The following is a 21472-nucleotide window of genomic DNA, read 5'->3' as shown; positions in this document are numbered from 1 at the left end:
GACGGCGCATATGTGCCGTCGTACTCCATCGCATTTTTGAATGTAGCCGTTATCCCCACTACTCTTCTCCCGTACACGTTCGAGGCCCAATTTTCCGCTGTTCAGCGAGGCGCTCGTGCTTTGTGTTACTTCCGCTCTTTTCAGAGCAGTTAGAGAAAAGTATAGTTGAAAATATTTACTATTATGTAAATAATGTAAACAATTCGGCTAAAATTGTATCTATTCTGAATCTGACGCGGTATCCAGCAGTAACCGCCCGGCCAGCGTGTTGCGTTTCTTGACGTTCGTTTGCTGGCGGGGGCGCGGTTTGGCGTCGCGCAAGACCTTCAAAAAATAGCGCAGATGGTCTTCGCGGGTGCCGGGGTTTTCTCGGGTGAACCAGTTCTCGATGATGGATGGCTTGAGCCCGTCCGGCGCGTCGTCCCGCTCCTGAAGCAAGCTCCGAGAGCCGCGATTGAGCGCCCGCATCGTGTCCTGCATCTCCGCCAGCAATTCCGGGCGGATGGTGACATAGCCGTCCCGCTTCGCATTCGGGCGTTTCGGTGCAGGAGAGGTTAGCGGTGGGTCGAAATCATCAGACATATATTCAGTATACGGAATTATAAACGCGCGTTCAATTCACGGAAGAGGAAAAGTGGCGCTCATTGAGCGCCACCCTCCGCTGCGGGGTAGATGTAGAGATCGCCGGTGACGAGTTGGTTGCCGGTCAGGCGCAGGCAGATGCCGCCATCCTCGCGATCCCAGGCCACGCCGATGCGGATAAGGCCGGGGCTCTTGCCGCGTGTCCGGGGCGCTTTCACGACCCAATCTGGACGGCGGCCGGAATTGGCGGAAGCTGTGGTGTTTTCATTCGCGGTGTTCATGTGAAGTCTCCTTGAAGTTGCTCGGGTCTGGTTCATTCCAGCCGATGGGAGCGACACACGCCGCCCGCAAGGCGGCATCGGTCAAGCGTAGCGAAACGGCCAACACGGATACTTGGAGCGGGCAGGCCGTTGACCGTGCCGCGCGGCGGCGATGATCGAGCGATATGGCTGATGTGAATGCCAGCCCCAAAGCAACCGGAGACAAAACCTGCGGCGCGGATGATCCGCAGAATCTACGAAAATTCAGGCGGCTCGATTTTTTCGCGCGCTTTCCCCCAAGGCCAAGTCCCCTGCCGGGTATGACGGACCCATAGCGCTGGCAACTCGGCCAGCCCGCAATCAAGGGAGGCACGCACATGGCATCGACACGGGACAACCGCGCTGCCGGGCAGTCGGTCTTCGAGAAATCCGTCTTCGGCATCGCGAACGTGGCGGCGGTGATCATGACATATCTCGCCACGCCCTTCGTCTTCGATCTGAGCATCGATTGGATCGAAGCCTTCACCCGCGAGCACTACGGGCGGGACGCGGCCGATCTCATCGAACTGCCTTGGTTCGCGCTGAGCGGCCTCACCGTCTTCTTCGTGAGCCGCGCCACGGTCGGCGTAGCCATCACCATCGGCGGTCTCGCTCTGGCGAGCCGCGTGTTCTAGCCCACCTTCACAACTTGAAAGGAGCTCAACATGGCTCAGAAGTTTAAGCACAAGGGCAGCCTTCACTTCTTCGAGAAAGAGAAGAAGCCCGGAGACTGGGGCGGCGTCATTGTCTTTGCCGTATTCGTTCTGGTGGTCATGCTTCTGGTCTGACAAAGCCCCGGCACCGCAAAAGTCCATAGGGGGGCGTCCGGCAACGGACGCCCCCTTTTTCATTTCAGATGAAGGACACCGTCCATGACGTTCGATTCACACCACAATGAAGAATACCGCTTCGGTTCCGCCGCCTGGGCGAAGGAACAAGACCTGAGACGAGCCGATCTTTTCTCAACCGACGGCCTGCATCTGGGATATTTCAATGGGCGGGAGATACGCCTCGAAGGGGACGCGCCGCTGCTGACCATCGGCGGAGCTGGCAGCGGAAAATTGCGTGATCTGGAAGGACATGTCGCGATCAATGCGCTGGGACAGCCGATCCTCTGGCTCGATCCGAGAGGCGAGATCGGCGCGATCTCCATTCACGTTCTCGCGCCCGCCGGGCAGTATGGCTGTTACTGGAATCCGATGCGGATCGCGGGCCTTCCCTCCCACAGCCTGAACCCGCTCGATATCCTCGATGCGCAAAACCCGCGCTTCCATGCCGATACGAAGTTCATCTGCGAGGGACTGATCGCACTCTCGGGCAGTGCCAACGGCCAGTATTTCGAGCTGCGGGCGCGCGAGTGGCTCGGCGTCCTCATCAAGGCGCTGGTCGAGCATTATGGCCGGGTGAGCTTTCCGGTGCTCTGGCGGGCGATCAATATGATCGAAGGCAACCCGTCGGAATGGGCTGACATGCTGAAGCACATGCTTGCTTCGCGTTTCGAGGACGTGCGCCGGGTCGCCGCCGAGATGCTGACCAAGCAGCAGGAGAGCCCCAAGGAGTTCGGCTCGATCCTCGGCGAGATATACGCCCATCTGAGCTTCCTCAACGATCCCACCCTTCTGGCGAGCCTCGAAGGCGGGGACTTCTCGCTCAAGGATTTGTGCCGCCGCTTCCCGGTCACGAGCGTCTTTCTGAACGTGCCGGCTGAATATTTGCGCATCTGGTCGCCGCTGATCCGCGTCATGGTCACGGTGGTGCAGCTCTACAAGTCGCGCGATCTCTCTGCACCCCGCATCACGATCATCATTGATGAAGCCGGACAGCTTGGCCGCTTCGAAGCCCTTATCAGCGGCTTCACCTTCGGGCGCGGCTTCGGCGTTCGTATGTGGGCACTGTTTCAGGATATCGGCCAGATCGTCCGCAACTTCGATAAATCCGCCGTGCAGAGCCTCATGGGAAGCGCTCAAGCAAGGCAGTTCTTCGGTGTGCGGGATTACGAAACGGCCGATCTCGTTTCGAAAATGCTGGGCGCGGAAACGCTCTCTTACGACGCTTTCGAGTACCAGCAGAACGCCAAGCGCGAAAAGTGGAATGCGGCGAAGCGCGCCCTCTATGGTGGCGATCCTCTCGCACAGGCTTACGACTATGCGCATTACCAACAGAACGCCGAACACCGCACCCAACAGGGCCGCCCGCTCCTCACGCCCGATGAGGTCCTGAACCTGCCCGAGGACAGGCAGGTGCTGTTCGTCTCCGGCAAGAACCTCAATCCGATCCTTGGCCAGAAACAGCCCTATTACGAGCTCCGCGAGAATGCCGGGCGCTATCTGCCGAACCCCTATCACCCGCCCGCCGACCGTGTGCGCGTCAAGACGCGCTTCGGTCATAGATGGGCGCGGGTGATCGACGCGCCGGTGCCCGAGAAGTGGGCCGCTTTCCCCCAGTATCAAAGTGGCCGTGCGTTACACATCGAGGGTTATCGCCTCTAGAACAAGGAGAACGTCATGAGCGATGAAAGCACACCCAAGGATGTGGCCAGCAAGATGCCCTCCCATCTCGCCTACACCGTGCGGGAGAGCAAGGACGGCAAGTCCTACTTCAACCGCGTCGGCTCAGCCTTCCAGCATAAGGACGGCCAAGGCTTCAACGTCGAGCTTGATGCCACGCCGGTGAATGGCCGTCTAACGCTCCGCACCCTCAAGGAGCGTCTGGACGAGCGGCGGGGCGGCACTGCGGGCCGCACAGCCAATGCAGAGCGTGAAAACGGGGAGCGTTAGACATGCCGCCCTTCGATGGAAAAACAAACGCGCGCGGGCCGGATATCGCGACCCGCGCCGAGATGCTTGCAAAGATGCGGGTGCGTCCGCGCCCGGCCTATGAGCAGCATTTGATTCCGAACGGTCATCTGACCGAACAGACGCACCGCTCGGTGCAGCAGGCCCATGAGAGGCGTATCGAGCATTTGCGCGAGCGCCTCTCCAATGCGAGAGATGGGCTTGAGACGGGCTTTGCCATCGACCCTCTGAACGGTAAAGCCCGAACGGACTTCGACCGCAGCCGCTAACCGGCTGCGGTCATTCCATCTGTAGACGGAATAATATCTGGACACTTTCGGGAATTTGCTGCACGATAGGACAATATTCCCACACGTGTATCTTTATTTTATTGCACGTGGCGCGTGGCTTTCCCCCGAAGGGGCGTTTGCTGCCACGTAGAATCTTCTCAACCAAACATTTCATCTTTTCCGGCGCGGAGCTCTCAGTCCCGCGAACGGGCGGAGCATGCCTTATGCGCTACAACATCGACCCGGACGAATTCATGTCCCTGCTGCCGGATTGCGGCCTGAACGATGAGCAGAAGCGCGGCTTCATTCTCGCCCTTGCCGAAATCCTCATTCCCTTCGTGGACGAGGCATGGGACGATGACGGATTTTCCCACATCAAAGCGGCAGAATCCCGCGAAAAAGCTACGAATTCACGCCGGAATATGGTACAATATTCCGTACACAAACAATCAAACACCAGCGCCCGTGCCGCCTTTAAATCGGCGGATGCGGCCGAATAAAAACCGATGAAGACACAGGACACAAAGCAAGCCGTCATCTACGCGCGCGTCTCGCACGCGAAGCAGAAGATCAAGGGCGGCGGCCTCGATTCCCAGGAGACGCGCTGCCGCGAGTTCGCAGCCTATAAGGGCTATGAGGTCGTCGAGGTCTTCAAGGACGATATGTCCGGCGGCGTGACCGCCCGGCCCGGCATGAGCGCCATGCTGGCGTTCCTGAGCAAGCACCGCAAAAAGGAGCCCGTCGTCATTATCGACGATATTTCGCGTCTTGCCCGTGGGCTGGAAGCGCATCTCGCGTTGCGCACTTCGATTTCTTCAGCGGGCGGCATGCTGGAATCGCCCTCCATCGAGTTCGGGGAGGATTCGGACAGCCAGCTTATCGAGAACATGCTGGCGAGCGTCGCCCAGCACCACCGCCAGAAGAACGCCGAGCAGACCAAGAACCGCATGCGCGCCCGCATGATGAGCGGATACTGGGTTTTTCAAGCGCCGGTCGGCTATCGCTACGAACGCCACGCCATCCACAAGAACTGGCTCGTACCGCATGAACCCGTGGCCGCCCTCGTGCGCGAAGCTATAGAAGGCTTCGCTTCCGGGCGCTTCGACACGCAGGCCGAAGTGATGCGCTTCCTTCAGGACCAGCCGGACTTCCCCAAGCCCAAGGACGGGATCATCCAGAACGAGCGCGTCTTCGTGCTCCTGCGTCAGAAGGTCTATGCGGGCTATGTCGATAACCCCGAATGGGGTGTAACGCTGCGCAAGGGCCAGCACGAGCCTCTGGTGAGCTGGGAAACCTTCTGCAAGGTGCAGGAGCGTCTCACGCGCGGTAGCGCCAAAGCGCCTATCAGGAAGGATATGAGCGAGGATTTCCCTCTGCGGGGCTTCGTGACCTGCTGCGCATGCGACAAGCCGCTCACCGCGTCATGGTCCACGGGCAAGAGCGGCAGGAAGCACCCATACTATTCTTGCTTCAACCGGGAGTGCGGGAGCTATCGCAAGTCCATCAAGCGGGAGGCCATTGAAGGCGATTTCGAAGCGCTGCTCCAAACCATGCAACCGCGCGCCGATATCTTCGAGACCGTGAGAGCCCTCTTCCAAAGTCTATGGGATCAGCGCGGTTCATTCGCGCAAGAGCGCTCGGCCAAGCTCAAGGGCGAAGTAATCCAAATCGAAAATCAGATCGAGGGTCTGCTGGATCGGATCGTCGATGCGCAGAACGCCAGCGTGATCTCCGCCTATGAGCGGCGAATCTCCGACCTCGAAGCGGAAAAGCTGCTGCTTGATGAACGCCTCTCTGGGGCGGTATCGCCGCGAACACCTTTCCAGATGAAGTTCGAACACGCCCTGAACTTCCTGAAAAGCCCTGTCAACCTTTGGTTTTCGGAGAGTATCGAGGACAAGCGAAGGCTGCTTCGCATGGCCTTTGCAGGGCGGATTTCATACTGCCGGGAGGGTGGGTTTCGAACACCCCAAAAGTCCTATCCATTCAGGGCTTTAGAGGCATTTCGAAGCGGAAAATTGGAAGTGGCGCGCCCGGAACGATTCGAACGTCCGACCCTCAGATTCGTAGTCTGATGCTCTATCCAGCTGAGCTACGGGCGCATGCACATCGCGGAACCCCAAGGGGCAAGCGGAAATTTCCGCCATCTCGTCGAAGGCGGGCCACTCTTAAAGCCTTGAAGGCTCAAAGGCAAGGGGGCGAAGAGGCCAAATCCGGGGCCCATGCCCCAAAAAATCCGCCGGAAGCCGCGAGCCTTGCCCACCTCCCTCACCTCTCAGGATTACCGGGCCTCAAATTTTGTGACGATCCCTGTAGGACATGGCGGCACCCAGCGTCCCGGCCTCGTAGACGGCACGGGCGACAGCACGGGCAACGCAATCGGCCGCCATTGCGCCGAGCGCCGAAAGCAGGCCGTGCCGCGCCTCATGGCCGAGCTCACAAGCGCCCGTGGCCAGAACGAAGATCGTGTCCCCGTCGACCGGGGCATGAACGGGACGGATCGCGCGCGCAAGGCCGTCCTGCGCCATGATGGCGATACGGCGGGCATCGGCTGGCGTGAGGTCCGCATTGGTCGCGACGACGCCGATGGTGGTGTTGCCGCCCGGGGAAGCGTCGGCCTTGGAGCCCGCCAGAGGATCGAGAGCCGCAAAACCGCCCGGCTCCGGCATGCCACGGCCGCCGAACTCGCCATCCATCTCAAAGGGCGCCGCCCAGAAGCGATCCGTGCCGGGCGCGACCACGGCGCCAAAGGGATTGGCGGCGACAAGCGCGCCGACAGCAAGGCCGCTTTCCGTTATCGCAGAGGCAGAGCCGAGCCCGCCCTTGTATTTTCCCGCGATTGCACCGAGACCCGCGCCCGCATTGCCGAGCATGAAATCAGCCGCTGCCGCCTCGCACGCCGTCTTGCCCAGTGCGCGATAAGGCGGCTCCTCCCCCCACTGCTTGTTTCCGCCATTGGCGAGGTCGAAGAGGATCGCGGCAGGCACGATGGGGGAAACGAGCGGGCTGGAACCGACCCGGTAGCCCCGTCCTCTTGCGCCAAGCCAAGCGGCGGCGCCGGACGCGGCTTCGAGCCCCCAGGAGGAGCCGCCCGACAGGACGATCGCATCCACCGCATCGACCAGACAGGACGGGTCGAGCAGGTCGGTCTCACGCGTACCGGGCCCGCCGCCGCGCACATCGCCGCCTGCGACCGCGCGCGCTTCCGGCAGAACCACCGTAACGCCGGTTCGCGCCGCTTCGTCCGCGGCATTGCCGACAAGAATGCCCCCGACATCGCCAATGTGATTGCGGGGGCCTTTGCGAATGGCGCCGAAGTGCATATCTGAAGCCTCTCGTATCGGGGGCGGGGCTGCTAGGATGCAGGTCAGCCCGGTTGGGGCACACCATAGCAAATCCGCAGGCGCCCGCCGCCCGCGCGACCTGAAAAAGGCGGGAGGATATTTCCATGAAGATGACGCGAATTCTGCCGGCGCTGGCCGTCGTCGCAGCCGCGCTGCTGCTCATCCTTGGAATTGCCGCCTCCTGGTGGCGAAGCGGTACGCCGGAACCCGCCCCCTTCATGATCGCGTCGGCGAATCCCTATGCAACCGAGGCGGGCGCCTCGATCCTGCGGGCGGGGGGCAGCGCCGTAGATGCGGCGATTGCCGTACAGGCCGTACTCTCGCTGGTCGAGCCTGAATCCTCGGGCCTTGCGGGCGGGGCCTTCATGATGCATTTCGACCCTGTGAGCGGCGCTATTGAAGCCTATGACGGCCGGGAGACGGCGCCGATGGGCGCGACGCCAAAGCTCTTTCTCGACAATGAAGGCAACCCGCTGCCCTTTCTCGAAGCCATGATCGGCGGAAGCTCTGTCGGCACGCCGGGCGTCGTGAAGATGCTCTGGCTCGCGCATGAAGATCACGGGAAGCTCCAATGGGCTGAACTCTTCAAGCCCGCGATCAAACTGGCGGAAGAAGGGTTCGCAGTGCCGCCCAAGCTCGCAGAAGCCATCGCCCGCGATCCCGTACTCATGAACATGCCGGGCGCGCAGGACTATTTCTACCGGATCGACGTGAACGGGACACGCATCCCCGCACAAAAAGGCGACGTGCTGAAGAACCCGGCCTATGCGGCAACGCTGAAACGGATCGCGAGTGAAGGCGAAAAAGGTTTCTATGAAGGGCCGATTGCAAAGGCCATTGTGGACGCTGTGCAGAATGCGCCCGCTCGGCCGGGTACGCTGTCGCTTGAGGATTTCTCCTCCTACGAAGCGAAGAAGCGCGAACCCGTTTGCGCGCCCTATCGCGATTATCGGGTCTGCTCCATGCCGCCGCCGACTTCGGGCGGGCTGACCGCGCTTCAGATTCTCGGCATCCTGCAGAATTATGACCTGAAGGGCATGGGCCCTATGACGCTGACCGCCGTCCACTTCATCGCGGAGGCAGAGAAGCTCGCCTATGCGGATCGCGACAAATATATCGGCGACCCGGATTTCGTCGATGTTCCGGTCGAGGCGATGCTCGACCCCGCCTATCTGGAGGCACGCGCGAACCGGATCGATGCGAGCCTTTCGATGAAGAAGGCAAAGGCGGGCGAGCCCGCGGACCGCCGCGCCATGAACCGGGGGATCAACCACCCGATCGACAAGCCCTCGACCAGCCATTTCAGCATTCTCGACAGCGAGGGCAATGTTGTCTCCATGACCACATCGGTCGAAGGGCCGTTCGGCTCTCACCTGATGGCAGGTGGCATGATGCTCAACAACCAGCTTACCGATTTCTCCTTCATGCCGGAGGAAGACGGAAAGCCGGTCGCGAATGCCGTCGCGCCGGGCAAGCGCCCGCGCTCATCCATGACGCCGGTCATCGTTCTCACGAAAGATGGCGATTTTCACGCCGCCATCGGGTCACCCGGCGGCAGCCGCATCATCGCCTATGTGACACAGACCCTGATCGCGCTGATCGACTGGGACATGGACATGAAAGCCGCCATCGGCCTGCCGCGCTTCGTCGACCGGAACGGGCCGCTCGAAATCGAGGCCGGCACGGCACTCGAACAAATGACGGCGGACCTCGAATCGCTCGGCCATGAGGTGAAAGCCACTCCGCTGATGAGCGGGCTGCACGGCATTCTCGTCACGCCGGAGGGGCTCGATGGCGGCGCCGATCCGCGCCGCGATGGCAATGTGGTGACAGGCCAACCCTAGAGGCGCAGGGGCGTCACGCATCCCTTGCCGCACGGGCAAGGCCGAGCAGCGCCGCATCCTTGCGGCAGATGACATGGACGGGAATGCGCGAAAGCCATGCGCTGAAGCGGCCCTTCGCCTCGAAGCGGGCACGGAAGATTTCTTCGCTGAAGAGGCCCGGTCCGCCCGCGAGCCAGCCCGGCACAATACCGCCACCGATATAGATGCCGCCGCGCGCGCCGATGGTGAGCGCGAGGTCGCCCGCAACCGCGCCAAGCCAGCCACAAAAAAGATGCGCCGTTTCCGAGGCGATATCACAGGTGCCACGCCTTGCCCGCTCGGCAATATCCGGCGGCGTGAGCGCGGGATCGGCCTCCCTGCCGGAAAGAGCGGCAAGCGCCCCGTAAAGTGTGACGAGCCCCGGGCCCGACAGCACACGCTCCACCGAGACATGTCCGTAGCGCGCCCGTAACCAGGCGATGACCGCCGCTTCCCGGTCGTTTCCAGCGGCGAGATCGACATGGCCGCCCTCGCCCGGCACCGCCACCTCCTCGCCGGCACCAAAAACGAGCGATGCGACACCGAGTCCCGTACCGGCGCCAAGTATGCCGACCGGCTCGCCTGCAAGCGCTTCGCGGGCGGGACCGACGGATGAAAGATCCGATGCTTCGAGACCGGGAATTGAAAAGGCGAGCGCGGCGAAGTCGTTCATCAAGCGCGGTCTTTCAACGCCGGACACGCGCGCCAGCGTCTCCGCCGTGACATCCCAGGGACAATTCGTCATGGCGATGTGCGCCGCATTGCCCTTCCCCTCGACAGGGCCGGCCGCGCACACCGCCGCGCCCGCGAGCGCAGGGTGCCCCGCTTTATCGAGGAAGTGCGTCAGCGCCGCTTCAAGGCCGGGATAATCCGCCGTCCGATAGATGGAGGGCGGCGCCACGCAGATGCCGTCCGCCCTCACCCGCGCCAGCGAAAAACGCGCATTGGTGCCACCAATATCGGCAACAAGGAGAGAGTTTTCCGCCCCGTCCATATCAGCCGTTATCCGCTCGCCCGGGGGCCGGGACCGGCACTTTCGCCAATTCGGCCAGAAACTCATCGCGCCAATGGGCGACATCTTCCTTTCGCAAACGGTCCATCAGTGCGTCGAAGCGCTCGCGGCGCTCCTGCAAGCTCATGTAACGCGCGATCTGCAATGCGTCCGCCACCCCCTTTATATCGTAGGGGTTCACGATGATCGCCTCCGGCATCTGGTAGGAGGCGCCCGCGAAGCGCGAAAGAACAAGCACGCCGGGATCTTCCGGGTCTTGCGCGGCGACATATTCCTTGGCGACGAGGTTCATGCCGTCGCGCAACGGCGTTACCAGGCCAATCTTGCTCGCGCGATACAGGCCGGAAAGCGAACGCCGCGCCATGGGACGGTTCAGATAACGCAGCGGCGTCCAGTCGAACTCGCCATAGCTGCCATTGATATGACCGGACAGGCCGTCGAGCTCCTCGCGCATCTCGCGATATTCCTGCACATCGCCACGCGAAGTGGCGGCGATCTGGAGATAGGAGACTTCGCGGCGCGTCTCGGGATAGTCCTGGAGCAGCCGCTCATAGGCATGAAAACGCTCGGCGATGCCCTTGGTGTAGTCGAGGCGATCGACGCCGACGATCTGTGTGCGGCCATTCAGCGAACTCGCCGCCTTGTCATATTGCCGTTTCGCATCCTTGTCGGTCGCGGCCATTTGCGCGAAGCCTTCCGTATCGATGCCGATGGGGAATGCACGCACCGTCACCGTGCGGCCGAAGCAATGAAGCCGGTCGCCTTCCGCGCGGCCATGCGCCTCGCGCACGACATAGTCGCGGAAGCGCTCGCAATCGCGCTCCGTCTGAAAGCCGAGAACATCATAGGCAAAGAGACCGCGTACCATTGCGTCGTGATGCGGCAGCGCGGAGAGGACTTCGCGCGCCGGGAAGGGAATGTGCAGGAAAAAGCCGATTGCCTGCTTGGCACCCATATGGCGCAGCTCATTGCCAAAAGCGAGGAAGTGGTAGTCGTGAACCCAGATCGTATCGTCCGGCTTCAGCAGCGGATGAAGCACCCGCGCGAACTTCGCATTGACGCGCCTGTAACCCTCGTAATAGCGGCGATCGAAGGCCGTGAGATCAATGCGGTAGTGGAAGAGAGGCCAGAGGCAGCGGTTCGCGAAGCCGTTGTAATATTCCTCATGCTCCTCGGTGCTGAGGTCGACGGTCGCAAGCGAGAGGTTGCCGACATTCTCGATCTTCGCCTGATCCTGGCCATGTTCGTCGACCTTGCCGCTCCAGCCATACCAGAGCCCGCCACGCGCCTTCAGCGCATCGACCAGAGCAACCGCCAGGCCGCCAGCCCGCGCGGCATCCTTCACAGGTCCGACACGATTGGAGACGACGACGAGACGGCTCATATCTGCTCTTCCCACTTCCGGCTCAGGCGCATCGCGGCATTGATGATACCAACAAGGGAATAGGTCTGGGGGAAGTTCCCCCACAACTCGCCGGTCGCCGGATGCGTATCCTCGGAGAGCAGGCCGAGACTGTTCCGGCAACCGAGGATCGATTCAAATATTTCGCGTGCTTCATCGGTTCGTCCTACCCGCGCAAGGGCATCGATATACCAGAACGTGCAAATGTTGAATGCGTTCCGAGGCATACCGAAGTCGTCCGCCGTCGCATAGCGGAACATGTGGTTCCCGCGGCGAAGCGCCTTTTCGACGGCCGCCAGCGTCGCCTCAAAGCGCGGATCGGAGGGTTTCAGAAAATTCACCTCCGTCATCAGCAAGAGGCCGGCATCGAGGCCTTCGCCATCGAAGCTGTCGGCGAAAGCGTTTATATCTTCGTTCCACGCGCGTGTGCAGATCGTCTCATGAACTTCGTCGGCGAGCTTGCGCCAGTGCCGCGAGCGCTCCTGCAGGCCGAGATTTTCGGCGATATGCGCAAGCCTGTCGCAAGCCGCCCAGCACATGAGACTCGACGAGGTGTGGATATGCGCGCGCGTCCGCAGCTCCCACATGCCCGCATCCGGCTGATCGTGCATGGCGTAGGCCCGCTCGCCTACTTTTTCGTAGCGTTCGAAATCCGCCTTCGTCATTTGCTTCATCAGACGTTCATCGAAGAAGGACTGCGAGGCCGCGAGGATCACATTGCCATAAACATCGTGCTGAAAATGTTCATAGGCCTGGTTGCCTCGACGCACCGGCCCCATGCCCCTGTATCCCTTCAGCGTATCGACAAGCGATTCCGTCAGATGGGTTTCAAGACCGATACCGTAGACCGGTTGCAAGTGGCCGTCTTTTGCATTGCCGACGATGTTGCCGAGATAGCGGAGATAGTTCTCCATCGTCTCCACTTCGGCGAGCGAATTGAGCGCGCGAATGACGAAGAAGGCATCGCGCAGCCAGCAGAAACGGTAATCCCAGTTGCGCCCGGTATTCGCGGCCTCGGGAATGCTTGTCGTGAGAGCGGCGACGATAGCGCCCGTCTCCTCGTAGCAGCAGAGCTTGAGCGTGATCGCGGCACGGATCACCGCCTGCTGCCATTCAAGCGGCAGGGCAAGACGACGGACCCATCTGCGCCAGTAGTCTTCCGTGCGCTCCTCGAAGCGGCGCGCCGTTTCCTCGATGCCGTCGCTCAAGGTTTCGTCGGGGCCGAGAATGAAGCTCACGGGGCCGGTGAGATTGAAGACGGTTTCGTCGAGCAGATATGTTACGGGGGCATTGGTGGTCAGGCGGAGCGCGAGGCCGCTATGCAGATAGCGAACGTGATTGCTGCCGCGCGTGATGGTGGGCCGCTCGGCGCCGTAGTGGAAGCCCGGACGGATGCGGATGCGGACACGCGGCGTGCCTTCGAGGGGACGCACGCGGCGCACCAGCGTCATCGGCTGGAAGATGCGTTCCCGCTGCGTGAAGCGCGGCGCAAAATCCGTGATTTCTATTGTGTTGCCATCCTTGTCCGTCACTTCGGTGACAAGGATCGCGGAATTGTGGCGATAATACTGGCGCGATGTTGCAGCGTTCTCCAGCTCCACGCCCCAGTAGCCGCGTGCATCGTCTTCATCTTCGGCGTTATTGCCGTTCAGCAAGCTGTAGAAAACAGGGTCGCCATCGAGCCGGGGCAGGCAACACCAGACGATGCGAGCCCATTTGTCGATTAGCGCGCCGTAAGTGCCGTTTCCGACAATCCCGAGATCAAGCGACGACAAACTACCTCCTATACGCAATTACCTCAGCCAGCACCGCGAAGCGTCATGGCTGCATCTTTCAACCAGGCGACGAAAACCCCGACGGATGCAAGGCGGTATGCCGCCACCGATTCACCCTCGCCAATCTTGATCGTAACGCCTTTCAGCGCATTGACGACCCCAAAGCCGTCCTCATCGGTGCGATCATCGCCTGCAAACACGGGAACCCGGCCTGAAAAAGGCGGCAGCGACATGAGCTTTTCAATGGCATGCCCCTTGTTGACGTGCCCCGGCTTCACCTCAAGCACCATCTTGCCGTCCATGAGCTGAAGCCCGGAGGTCGAGGCCAGTGCCTCCTGCATTGCCGCACGGCATTCCTGCTCACGCTCCGGCGCACGTCTGTAGTGCAGCGCAAGCGCGCCGGGCTTCAATTCCACGATCAGACGATCGTCTCCATCGGCCAGTGGTGCAAGTTTTGCTGCAATTTCATGTATCGCGCCCGATTCATCCGGCAGATGCGGCACCATGCCCTGCCGCTCACGCAACTCCAGCCCATGCACGCCCGCGCCCGGCAGTTCGAGCCCGGTGTGGCGGTCGAGCTCGCCGAGTGTACGGCCGGAGATAAGCGCCACGGCACCATCAAGGCTTTTCATGAGGCTCGCGAGAACCTGCGGGAGTTCGGGGTCGATAACGACCGCATCCGGTGTCGGCGCGAGTTCCGCCAGCGTCCCATCGAAGTCGAGAAACAAGGCCCAGTTGCGTTGCGGCGCAGGCAGTGCGCGAGCGCCGTCGTTCATATCGTTCATTCCACTATGCCGATTGTCCGGCAAGGCGCCCGGCCTCGCCGCAGTCGTGAGGGTTGTCTGCATCGTCGGGGATGCAGATGCGGAAGAGCGTACCGGAGGCATCGCTCCGCACAAGTTCAATATGTCCGCCATGCATCCGCACGAGTTCGGCGGCGATGGCAAGCCCGAGCCCCGTTCCATCGGCGCGGCTGCTGCCGGAAAAAGCTTCGAACAGATGCTCGCGCGCCTTCAGCGGCAGGCCCGGACCGTTATCCGATATCTCGATATGGACATGATCGGTCGTGCGATGCGCGGTGAGACGGATTTCCCCCCCGCGCATGGCGCGTTCAGCGCCTCCGGCATCTTCCGTCAACGCCTGGGCGGCGTTGCGCGCCAGATTGAGCAGAATGCGGAAAAGCTGATCGGCATCGGCATACACAATAAGCTCCACCGGCACATCGTTCACCCAGTGAATGGGGTCCGTCTCGCTCCATGCCGCTTCGGCGACCTCCTCCGCAAGCTCCGCCAGCGCGACCGGGCGGCGCTGAGGTGTCCGCTCCTCAGCACGGCCAAAGCGCAGCGACTTCGTGCAAAGGTCGATCGCGCGGTCAATCGAGGCAAAGAGACGAGGCGCCAGATGCTGCACCGTGGGGTCGTCGATTGCGCCAATGCGGTCAGAGATGAGCTGCGCGCTTGCGAGGATGTTGCGCAGGTCGTGATTGATCTTGCTCACCGCCGCTCCCAGCGCCGCCAGATGCGCCTTCTGGGTCAGCGTCGCCCTGATTTCCTTCTGCATCAAGGCCAGCTCGCGCTCGGCCACGCCGATCTCGTCCGCGCGGGCCGAAGGCGCAATGACGCGGCGGGCATCTTCCGGATTCACGCGAAACCCGACCATGTTGCCCGTCAGACGGCGCATGGGACGAACGAGAACGAAATGCAAAACGAGATAGACAAGGCTGGCGGTGATAACGGAAATAACAAGAGAGAGCAGAAAGATGTTCTTGCTGTATCGAAGCATCGCATGGCGAAGCGGGGTTTCGTCAAACACGATCTCGATGGATTCGCCGGCGCCAAAGCGCGGCTCACCCGTCACGAGGATGATGCGCCCGTCACCCGTGAAGACCGTGTCGAAGGCATCCATGATGAGTTCCACCGCCATCGCGCCGCGAAGATCGAATCTCGTGTCGACCACCGGCGGCATGTCCTCGCTGAGGACGAGGCGGCGCGCACCGCCACGATGAAGAGCCACGGCGTAAACTTGCGCGTTTTTCAGAAGCTCCTCGCGTAGCGCGGGGGACACCATGTTGTCGGGTCGCGCTTCAAGGGCAAGCGAGGCTATCTGCGCGGCGGCAAGGCGCTGCTCCAGCCAGTTCAGACGGAAATTCGCGACCGAAGGCACGAAAATCAGCACTTCGGCCAGCATCACGAAGAGCAGGGTCAGCACCAGCAAACGGCGCGACAGGGAACCCCGCAGCGGCCCCGTGCAGCGCGCAAGCCAACCGGCCTCCTGCCCGTCTCTCTGTGCCGTCGCCTTCATTCGCAAATTACGCCCCGTTGCGGCCGATCCGGCAATCCTAGCCGAACAGCGAGAGAAAGCGCACCAGCATCCTCGTTTTCGAGCTGTACAGGGTCGGGGTGTAATAGGCGCCTGCCGCACGCTTGCTGATTTCCGAAAGCGTCGGATAAGGCACAATGACGCTTGCCATCGCGCTCAGCTTCAGCGCATTCGACTTCGCAAGCACCCAGGGCAGGATCAGTTCGCCTGCATGAGGCCCCACAATGGTCGCGCCAAGCACGCGCGCATGGGAGTCGGTGATGACCTTTATCACGCCCTCCGTCTCGCGTTCCGCTTGGGCGCGATCGTTTTCCGCCATATGCCAGCGCAGCACGTTGATCTTGCTGTAGTGCTTGCGCGCTTCTTCTTCGGTTTCTCCGACATGGGCAAGCTCAGGGTCCGTATAGGTCACCCAGGGCACAGCATGATGATCGGCGCGAGCGGGCACACGGAAGAGCGCGTTCCTGATCACGATGCCTGCGTGATAGTTCGCGACATGGGTAAACTGTAACCCGCCAGCGACATCGCCAATGCCGAAGATGCGCTTGTTGGTCGTGCGCAGGCGCTCGTCGAGTTTCAGCCCACGCTCGCTATATTCGACCCCCGCCTTTTCGAGGCCGAGGTCTTCGACGTTCGGGCGGCGGCCAGTCGCGACGAGAAGATGCGACCCCTCGATACGGCGCGTCTCCTGTCCATGCACGACCTCGACCGCGATATTGTTTTCCTCGCCCGAGACAGAGAGAACCTTCGCGCCTTCCAGTATCTCCACGCCATCGCGGCGCAGCCGGTCGGTAACGACGGCAGAGAGTTCAGGGTCTTCGCGTGACAATACGCGCAGGCCTTCGAGCACCGTTACGCGAGCGCCGAGGCGGCGGTGGGCCTGCGCCATCTCCATGCCGATAGGCCCGCCACCGATGACGATGAGGTGAGCCGGGCACTCCTTGTTCTCGAAGATGTTTTCGTTCGTATAGAAGGGCACCTTGTCGAGGCCCGGAATAGGCGGCGCGGACGCGCGCGAACCCGTGGCGATGACGAAGCGGCGCGCGGCAATCTCCGCATTGCCCGCCAGCACCGTTCTGCCATCGCGAAATCGCGCATGATCCTTGATAACCGTGACGCCGAGGCCTTCAAAACGGGCGACGGAATCGTTTGGGGCGATGGCCCCGATCACGCCATGCACATGCTCATGGACCTTCGCGAAATCGACCTTCGCTTCCGCGGGCGCGATGCCGAAGGGCTCACCCGCCCCCATGCGGTAGGCCTGCTTTGCGGCGGCAAGAAGCGCCTTCGAGGGTACGCAGCCCGTGTTGAGACAATCGCCGCCCATTGCGTCGCGCTCGATGAGCACGGTACGGGCGCCCATCTGGGCGGCGCCCGCCGCAACCGACAAGCCGCCGGAGCCCGCACCGATGACGCAGATATCAGCCTTGATCCGCTTGGCCATGCAATCCTCTGAAACTTCCTGAGTGAAACGACGATGACAAATCAGCCCGGCACCCGCCCGGCGGCGAAGCGGCGATAGAGAACGGGAACCAGTGCGAGTGCTGCAAGCGCGAGGATCGGCCCCAGAATTTCCGGTTTGAAGATTAGTCCGAGATCGGGGTCGCTGCCTGCATCGAAGACGGCACCAAGCCCGTTGCCCAGGCTCGCAAAGACGAATGTCCCCGGAATGATGCCGACAAAGGTCGCTGCGACATAGGTCCGCAGCGGCACACCGAGAAAGGCAGGCGCGAGATTGACCAGAAAGAAAGGGAAGATCGGCACAAGCCGCAACACCAGCATATAGCTGAAGGCGTTCTTGCCGAAGCCATCCTCAAGCTTGCGAAGCTTCGGCCCGGCCTTCTCGCGCAGCATGTCGCCAAGCGCCGTTTTTGCGGCGAGAAATATCGCCGTCGCACCGATGGTCGCACCGACTACGGTGAGCAAGCCGCCGAAGACCGTTCCGAAGAGAAAGCCGCCGGTGAGCGTCGCAACGAGCGCACCGGGCAGCGAGAAGGCAACTACCGCGATATAGGCGAACACATAAATAAAAGCGGCAAGCGCCCAGTTTTCCTCCACCCATGCAGTGAGGGCCTGACGGTTGTCGCGCAAAGTATCGAGCGTCACATAGCGGTCAAGGCCGAGCGCGAAGAAGGCACCAAGACCGGCCAGCAGCACCAGCAGCGGCAGGAAGCGTTTGAAGACGCTGCTCCGGCCCTTCGTTTCCGTCATTCGCTTTTCTCCGGCTTCTGCACATCGTTCAGCGACCAGTCGTAATCATAGGCCGCCACGCCCGTCACGGTCTCAAGTTTCCTGCTCAGCTCCGGCCCCGCATAGAGGCGGATTTCGTCGAGGACACCTTCTTCCGTGCCGCCGAAATCCTTCATGTACCATTTGAATATGCTCGATGCTGTCAGCCTGCCCTTTTCGGCATGGGCACCGCGCGGGCTGTTCACATAGGCGCGCGCGGCCCGGTCGAGCATCGCGTCGAGTTCGACGGCGGTATAGGGCGCAGGGGCCAGGTCCGGGCAGCCCACCGAGGCGCAATTCACAGCATAATGGACGCGGCGGTCGCCGAAATCGGCCCGGAGGATGCCATGCTCGATATCGTCCAGGGAAAGCTCCCGTCCGGCCACACTCACGAGCTTTTTGCCCCAGGGCCCGTTCGAGAAGAGACCCGGCGAGATGTCGATGTCGCGAATGGAAGTGACGGGGTAGTGGCGGACCACGACGTCGACGGTGAGCGCATTATAGAGGTTCACCCAGAAGGCGAAGGCCTCGTCGCGGTTCAGCGCGTCGGGACCGGCTTGCGCCAGTGCCTCGATATAGGCCTTGAGCGCGGCCCGGTCCGCGGGGGCCGCCTTCAGCGCCCCGTAATCGAAGCGGTTCGGGGCGCCCCCAGCACCTTCCCTCAGATAAGTGTCGAGGAGGCGCGCCCAGGGCGTATGGTCGGGATGGGAGCCGGGGCGGGTGCCATGATCCGCCGGATTGGCGTGGGCGGACATTGCCGTCAGGCCCAAAAACAAGAACAAAAAGAGTACATTTCGATGTATCTCACGGCTGAAGGAGAGGGGCAAGGAGGTCGTTTTCATGATGTGCGGACATTACGCGCTCCCCCGCCCGGCGATAGCCCCCCTCACCCAAACGTGACAGAAGTTCAGGCGCGGTGATCCACGAGCCGGGCCGGCCTCAAATTGCCCGGGTGCCGTTGACTTTCCGCTGTCATATCGCTTATACACCCCGCCAGACAGCCGTCGGGCGGCAACGCCTGCGGCTCTTGTTTTTATGGCATGGTGCGGTGGCCCGAAAAGCCGCCCCCGGAGCCGGACCAGCCAGCAAATTGGCGGGAACGTGCTCGGCCCAGATCCGCCGGAGAAGAGACGTGAAACGGACCTATCAACCGAGCAAGCTCGTCCGCAAGCGCCGCCACGGCTTCCGTGCGCGCACCGCGACCACTGGTGGCCGCAAGGTGCTGGCTGCGCGCCGGGCCCGAGGACGCAAGCGTCTGTCGGCCTGATTCCACGGCAGTGGTATCCGGCACAGCGCAAACGGGCTTCGGCCCGTCGCCCTTTCAGGCTGAGGTTCCGTTGCACGCCGCGTTGCTGAGCCTCGCCGCGAGCACCCCTATGGACCGTCTGCGCAAACGCCGCGACTTTCTTGCCGCCGCCCGCGCGCGCAAGCGCGCCGAGGCAGGCCTCGTGCTGCAGGCCCGTCCGCGTGGCGACGAAGCGCCCCCCCGTATTGGCTATACCGTCACGAAAAAAGTCGGCTGCGCCGTCGAGCGCAATCGCGCCAAGCGCCGTCTTCGCGCTGCCGCGGCCGAAGTGCTTTCACTCACCGCCAAAGACGGTTACGACTACGTCCTGATCGGGCGGCAGGCCACTCTCACGCGGAGCTGGCCGGACCTTCTCAACGACCTCAGCCGCGCACTCGCCTCCGTTCACGGAAAGCGCGAGGGTGCGGGCAATCCGTCCAGACAAAAGCGTTCCGATTCCGGGAAAGACCGTCCTCATGGGTGACAACCGCAACTTCATCATCGCCATTTTTCTGTCGGTAGTCGTTTTCGTCGGCTGGCAATATTTCTTCATCAATCCGCAGATGGAGGCCGAGCAGGCCAAACAGCAGGCAGCGGCGGAAGAAAGCGGCAACCTGGCGGCCACGGAGCCGGGAACATCTGCGCCCGGCGATGTACGCCTCCCGAGCGTCGAAAGCCCGGCTCGCACGGTAAACGCCGCGAGCGACCCGCGCGCGACGCTCGAGCGCGAGGAAGCGCTGGCGCAGGCGCCGCGTCTCCCCATCCGCTCGGAAGAGCTTGAAGGATCGATTTCGCTCAAGGGCGCGCGCTTCGACGACCTGAAGCTTCGCAAGTACCATGTTACCGTCGACCCGAGCAGCCCGGAAGTCGCCCTCTTCTCGCCCGCGCGCACTCAGGCGCCCTATTTCTCCGAATTCGGCTTCATCGCCGCCCCCGGCAGCAATGTCGCGCTGCCCGGTTCGCAGACCGTTTGGCAGGTCGAGGAAGGCGCAACGCTTACGCCCGACACGCCGGTGACGCTGCGCTGGGACAATGGCCAGGGCCTCGTCTTCCACCGCACGATCACGCTCGACGAACATTTCCTCTTTTCGATCGACGATCGCGTGGAAAACAATTCCGGCGCCGCCGTCACGCTCTACCCTTATGGCCTCGTCTCGCGTACAGGCAAGCCTGCGGGCAGTTCCTTCTTCATCCTGCATGAAGGCTTCATCGGCGAATTCCCGAGCGTCGGCGAAAAGGCAATCAAGTATGACGACGCCGCCGAAGACGGACCGGTGAAGGTCAGCGACACTGATGGTTGGCTGGGCATCACGGACAAGTACTGGGCGGCCGCGCTGGTGCCTGAAGCCGGCAAATCCTTTGCCGCGAATTTCAGCGAGCACCCCAGCGACGCCATCGAAAACTATCAGGCGGATTTCCGCTACGACGCGCAGGAAGTTCCTGCCGGCGGCAGCATTGAAATCGCCAATCGCCTTTTCGCGGGCGCCAAGGTTTCCAAGGTGATCGATGCCTATCACGATGCAGGCATCTACAAGTTCAATCTGCTGATCGACTGGGGCTGGTTCTGGTTCCTGACGCAGCCGATGTTTTCCGCTCTTCATTTCGTCGCGCTTCACGTCGGCAATTTCGGCATCGCCATCCTGATCGTTACGGTTGCGATCAAGCTCGTCTTCTATCCGCTCGCCAACAAGTCCTATGTGGCTATGAGCAAGATGAAGAAGCTGCAGCCGGAAATGGAAAAGCTGCGCGAGCGCTATCCCGACGACAAGATGAAGCAGCAGCAGGAGATCATGGAGCTCTACAAGAAGGAGAAGGTGAATCCGCTCGCCGGCTGCCTTCCCGTTCTCATCCAGATCCCCGTCTTCTTCGCACTCTATAAAGTGCTCTTCGTGACCATCGAAATGCGGCACGCACCTTTCTTCGGCTGGATCAACGATCTCTCCGCGCCGGACCCGACCTCGATCTTCAACCTGTTCGGGCTTATCCCCTGGGATCCGCCTTCCATGCTGATGATCGGCATCTGGCCGCTCATCATGGGCTTCACCATGTTCGTGCAGCAGCGCATGAACCCGCTGCCCGCAGACCCGATCCAGGCGCAGATATTCACCTGGATGCCGGTGATCTTCACCTTCATGCTGGCGGGCTTCCCGGCGGGTCTCGTGATCTACTGGGCGTGGAACAACACGCTGTCCGTCATCCAGCAAGGTGTCATCATGAAGCGGCAGGGCGTTCCTATCGAGATTTTCAGCAATCTCGGTCTGAACAAGCTCATCAGCGGCAACAAGCCGAAATCGTGATG

22 protein-coding genes, 1 tRNA gene and 1 pseudogene are annotated in these 21472 nt (G+C 61.8%); 11 read left to right on the top strand and 13 right to left on the bottom strand.

The window, feature by feature from the left end; translation table 11 throughout:
- Positions 1–219: 219 nt before the first annotated feature.
- Both ABJO61_RS14380 and ABJO61_RS14375 read right to left on the bottom strand, forming a co-directional pair.
- Complete coding sequence (locus ABJO61_RS14380) at positions 220–582, bottom strand: hypothetical protein (protein ID WP_348327388.1); 363 nt, start codon at positions 580–582, stop codon at positions 220–222.
- Between the two features lie 59 nt (positions 583–641).
- Positions 642–863, bottom strand: coding sequence for a hypothetical protein (locus ABJO61_RS14375; protein ID WP_348327385.1), 222 nt, complete (start codon positions 861–863; stop codon positions 642–644).
- Between the two features lie 356 nt (positions 864–1219).
- On the opposite strand from ABJO61_RS14375, the gene ABJO61_RS14370 reads away from it, so the two are divergent.
- From ABJO61_RS14370 to ABJO61_RS14340, 7 genes and pseudogenes are all read left to right on the top strand, one after another.
- A complete protein-coding gene (locus tag ABJO61_RS14370; RefSeq protein WP_348327382.1) occupies positions 1220–1516 on the top strand; it encodes a hypothetical protein in 297 nt (98 codons plus the stop codon).
- Positions 1517–1546: 30 nt separating this feature from the next.
- Positions 1547–1669 (top strand): hypothetical protein, encoded by a 123-nt coding sequence (locus tag ABJO61_RS14365; RefSeq protein WP_348327379.1) that lies wholly within the window; start codon positions 1547–1549, stop codon positions 1667–1669.
- An 84-nt stretch (positions 1670–1753) separates the two neighbouring features.
- Positions 1754–3370 (top strand): type IV secretory system conjugative DNA transfer family protein, encoded by a 1617-nt coding sequence (locus tag ABJO61_RS14360; protein WP_348327376.1) that lies wholly within the window; start codon positions 1754–1756, stop codon positions 3368–3370.
- 15 nt (positions 3371–3385) lie between these two features.
- Positions 3386–3658 carry a hypothetical protein gene (locus tag ABJO61_RS14355; protein WP_348327373.1) on the top strand — a complete coding sequence of 91 codons (273 nt, stop codon included), beginning with the start codon at positions 3386–3388 and terminating at the stop codon, positions 3656–3658.
- Positions 3659–3660: 2 nt separating this feature from the next.
- A complete protein-coding gene (locus tag ABJO61_RS14350) occupies positions 3661–3945 on the top strand; it encodes a hypothetical protein (protein WP_348327370.1) in 285 nt (94 codons plus the stop codon).
- 224 nt (positions 3946–4169) lie between these two features.
- Positions 4170–4445, top strand: coding sequence for a hypothetical protein (locus ABJO61_RS14345; protein ID WP_348327367.1), 276 nt, complete (start codon positions 4170–4172; stop codon positions 4443–4445).
- Between the two features lie 6 nt (positions 4446–4451).
- Positions 4452–5210, top strand: a pseudogene (locus ABJO61_RS14340) (recombinase family protein); the annotation flags it as partial.
- A gap of 354 nt (positions 5211–5564) precedes the next feature.
- Here the strand turns inward: ABJO61_RS14340 and ABJO61_RS14335 are convergent.
- The 3 genes from ABJO61_RS14335 to ABJO61_RS14325 all read right to left on the bottom strand — a co-directional run bounded on the left by ABJO61_RS14335 (position 5565) and on the right by ABJO61_RS14325 (position 7268).
- The gene (locus tag ABJO61_RS14335) at positions 5565–5786 is read right to left on the bottom strand and encodes a hypothetical protein (RefSeq protein WP_348327364.1); all 222 of its coding nucleotides are present in this window, start codon (positions 5784–5786) and stop codon (positions 5565–5567) included.
- Between the two features lie 184 nt (positions 5787–5970).
- Positions 5971–6047: transfer RNA gene (locus ABJO61_RS14330), tRNA-Arg, on the bottom strand.
- A gap of 189 nt (positions 6048–6236) precedes the next feature.
- Complete coding sequence (locus ABJO61_RS14325; protein ID WP_348327361.1) at positions 6237–7268, bottom strand: P1 family peptidase; 1032 nt, start codon at positions 7266–7268, stop codon at positions 6237–6239.
- A 125-nt stretch (positions 7269–7393) separates the two neighbouring features.
- Here ABJO61_RS14325 and ggt point away from each other — a divergent pair, with 125 nt between their 5' ends.
- Complete coding sequence (ggt, locus tag ABJO61_RS14320; protein ID WP_348327358.1) at positions 7394–9133, top strand: gamma-glutamyltransferase; 1740 nt, start codon at positions 7394–7396, stop codon at positions 9131–9133.
- Between the two features lie 13 nt (positions 9134–9146).
- On the opposite strand, the gene glk is transcribed toward ggt, so the two are convergent.
- Genes glk through ABJO61_RS14280 form a run of 8 tightly spaced genes read right to left on the bottom strand, consistent with a single transcriptional unit; the run spans position 9147 to position 18643 of the window.
- Positions 9147–10145: a glucokinase gene (gene glk, locus ABJO61_RS14315; RefSeq protein ID WP_348327355.1), complete on the bottom strand. Its 999-nt coding sequence runs from the start codon at positions 10143–10145 to the stop codon at positions 9147–9149.
- A gap of 1 nt (position 10146) precedes the next feature.
- Positions 10147–11547, bottom strand: coding sequence for an alpha,alpha-trehalose-phosphate synthase (UDP-forming) (otsA, locus tag ABJO61_RS14310; RefSeq protein WP_348327352.1), 1401 nt, complete (start codon positions 11545–11547; stop codon positions 10147–10149).
- A complete protein-coding gene (locus ABJO61_RS14305; RefSeq protein ID WP_348327349.1) occupies positions 11544–13340 on the bottom strand; it encodes a glycoside hydrolase family 15 protein in 1797 nt (598 codons plus the stop codon). Before ABJO61_RS14305 ends, otsA begins: the two co-directional genes overlap by 4 nt.
- 23 nt (positions 13341–13363) lie before the next feature.
- Positions 13364–14125, bottom strand: a complete 762-nt coding sequence (gene otsB / locus ABJO61_RS14300) for a trehalose-phosphatase (RefSeq protein ID WP_348330597.1) — start codon at positions 14123–14125, stop codon at positions 13364–13366.
- 4 nt (positions 14126–14129) lie between these two features.
- On the bottom strand, positions 14130–15641 hold the full coding sequence (locus ABJO61_RS14295) for a HAMP domain-containing sensor histidine kinase (protein ID WP_348327344.1): 1512 nt from the start codon (positions 15639–15641) through the stop codon (positions 14130–14132).
- 37 nt (positions 15642–15678) lie between these two features.
- Positions 15679–17103, bottom strand: coding sequence for an FAD-dependent oxidoreductase (locus ABJO61_RS14290; protein ID WP_348327342.1), 1425 nt, complete (start codon positions 17101–17103; stop codon positions 15679–15681).
- A gap of 41 nt (positions 17104–17144) precedes the next feature.
- Entirely contained in the window at positions 17145–17870 is a 726-nt protein-coding gene (locus tag ABJO61_RS14285; RefSeq protein WP_348327339.1) for a TVP38/TMEM64 family protein, read from the bottom strand.
- Positions 17867–18643: a DUF547 domain-containing protein gene (locus tag ABJO61_RS14280; protein WP_348327336.1), complete on the bottom strand. Its 777-nt coding sequence runs from the start codon at positions 18641–18643 to the stop codon at positions 17867–17869. Before ABJO61_RS14280 ends, ABJO61_RS14285 begins: the two co-directional genes overlap by 4 nt.
- Positions 18644–19020: 377 nt before the next feature.
- On the opposite strand from ABJO61_RS14280, the gene rpmH reads away from it, so the two are divergent.
- From rpmH to yidC, 3 genes are all read left to right on the top strand, one after another.
- Positions 19021–19155, top strand: a complete 135-nt coding sequence (rpmH, locus tag ABJO61_RS14275) for a 50S ribosomal protein L34 (protein WP_293335769.1) — start codon at positions 19021–19023, stop codon at positions 19153–19155.
- 109 nt (positions 19156–19264) lie between these two features.
- The gene (gene rnpA, locus ABJO61_RS14270) at positions 19265–19657 is read left to right on the top strand and encodes a ribonuclease P protein component (protein ID WP_348327332.1); all 393 of its coding nucleotides are present in this window, start codon (positions 19265–19267) and stop codon (positions 19655–19657) included.
- A complete protein-coding gene (yidC, locus tag ABJO61_RS14265) occupies positions 19650–21470 on the top strand; it encodes a membrane protein insertase YidC (protein WP_348327329.1) in 1821 nt (606 codons plus the stop codon). The genes rnpA and yidC overlap by 8 nt, the downstream gene beginning before the upstream one ends.
- The last annotated feature ends 2 nt before the right edge of the window (positions 21471–21472 follow it).

The sequence above is a fragment of the Parvibaculum sp. genome, from assembly GCF_039973015.1.
Classification (GTDB): domain Bacteria; phylum Pseudomonadota; class Alphaproteobacteria; order Parvibaculales; family Parvibaculaceae; genus Parvibaculum.
Note: the sequence above shows the minus strand (reverse complement) of the source record. Positions and strands in the feature narration are given on the sequence as shown.

Excerpts from the sequence above, each read along its gene's own strand:
- ABJO61_RS14380 (WP_348327388.1), bottom strand. The coding sequence starts at position 582 with ATGTCTGATGATTTCGACCCACCGCTAACCTCTCCTGCACCGAAACGC.
- ABJO61_RS14375 (WP_348327385.1), bottom strand. The coding sequence starts at position 863 with ATGAACACCGCGAATGAAAACACCACAGCTTCCGCCAATTCCGGCCGC.
- ABJO61_RS14370 (WP_348327382.1), top strand. The coding sequence starts at position 1,220 with ATGGCATCGACACGGGACAACCGCGCTGCCGGGCAGTCGGTCTTCGAG.
- ABJO61_RS14365 (WP_348327379.1), top strand. The coding sequence starts at position 1,547 with ATGGCTCAGAAGTTTAAGCACAAGGGCAGCCTTCACTTCTTCGAGAAA.
- ABJO61_RS14360 (WP_348327376.1), top strand. The coding sequence starts at position 1,754 with ATGACGTTCGATTCACACCACAATGAAGAATACCGCTTCGGTTCCGCC.
- ABJO61_RS14355 (WP_348327373.1), top strand. The coding sequence starts at position 3,386 with ATGAGCGATGAAAGCACACCCAAGGATGTGGCCAGCAAGATGCCCTCC.
- ABJO61_RS14350 (WP_348327370.1), top strand. The coding sequence starts at position 3,661 with ATGCCGCCCTTCGATGGAAAAACAAACGCGCGCGGGCCGGATATCGCG.
- ABJO61_RS14345 (WP_348327367.1), top strand. The coding sequence starts at position 4,170 with ATGCGCTACAACATCGACCCGGACGAATTCATGTCCCTGCTGCCGGAT.
- ABJO61_RS14325 (WP_348327361.1), bottom strand. The coding sequence starts at position 7,268 with ATGCACTTCGGCGCCATTCGCAAAGGCCCCCGCAATCACATTGGCGAT.
- ggt (WP_348327358.1), top strand. The coding sequence starts at position 7,394 with ATGAAGATGACGCGAATTCTGCCGGCGCTGGCCGTCGTCGCAGCCGCG.
- glk (WP_348327355.1), bottom strand. The coding sequence starts at position 10,145 with ATGGACGGGGCGGAAAACTCTCTCCTTGTTGCCGATATTGGTGGCACC.
- otsA (WP_348327352.1), bottom strand. The coding sequence starts at position 11,547 with ATGAGCCGTCTCGTCGTCGTCTCCAATCGTGTCGGACCTGTGAAGGAT.
- otsB (WP_348330597.1), bottom strand. The coding sequence starts at position 14,125 with ATGAACGATATGAACGACGGCGCTCGCGCACTGCCTGCGCCGCAACGC.
- ABJO61_RS14295 (WP_348327344.1), bottom strand. The coding sequence starts at position 15,641 with ATGAAGGCGACGGCACAGAGAGACGGGCAGGAGGCCGGTTGGCTTGCG.
- ABJO61_RS14290 (WP_348327342.1), bottom strand. The coding sequence starts at position 17,103 with ATGGCCAAGCGGATCAAGGCTGATATCTGCGTCATCGGTGCGGGCTCC.
- ABJO61_RS14285 (WP_348327339.1), bottom strand. The coding sequence starts at position 17,870 with ATGACGGAAACGAAGGGCCGGAGCAGCGTCTTCAAACGCTTCCTGCCG.
- ABJO61_RS14280 (WP_348327336.1), bottom strand. The coding sequence starts at position 18,643 with ATGTCCGCCCACGCCAATCCGGCGGATCATGGCACCCGCCCCGGCTCC.
- rnpA (WP_348327332.1), top strand. The coding sequence starts at position 19,265 with ATGGACCGTCTGCGCAAACGCCGCGACTTTCTTGCCGCCGCCCGCGCG.
- yidC (WP_348327329.1), top strand. The coding sequence starts at position 19,650 with ATGGGTGACAACCGCAACTTCATCATCGCCATTTTTCTGTCGGTAGTC.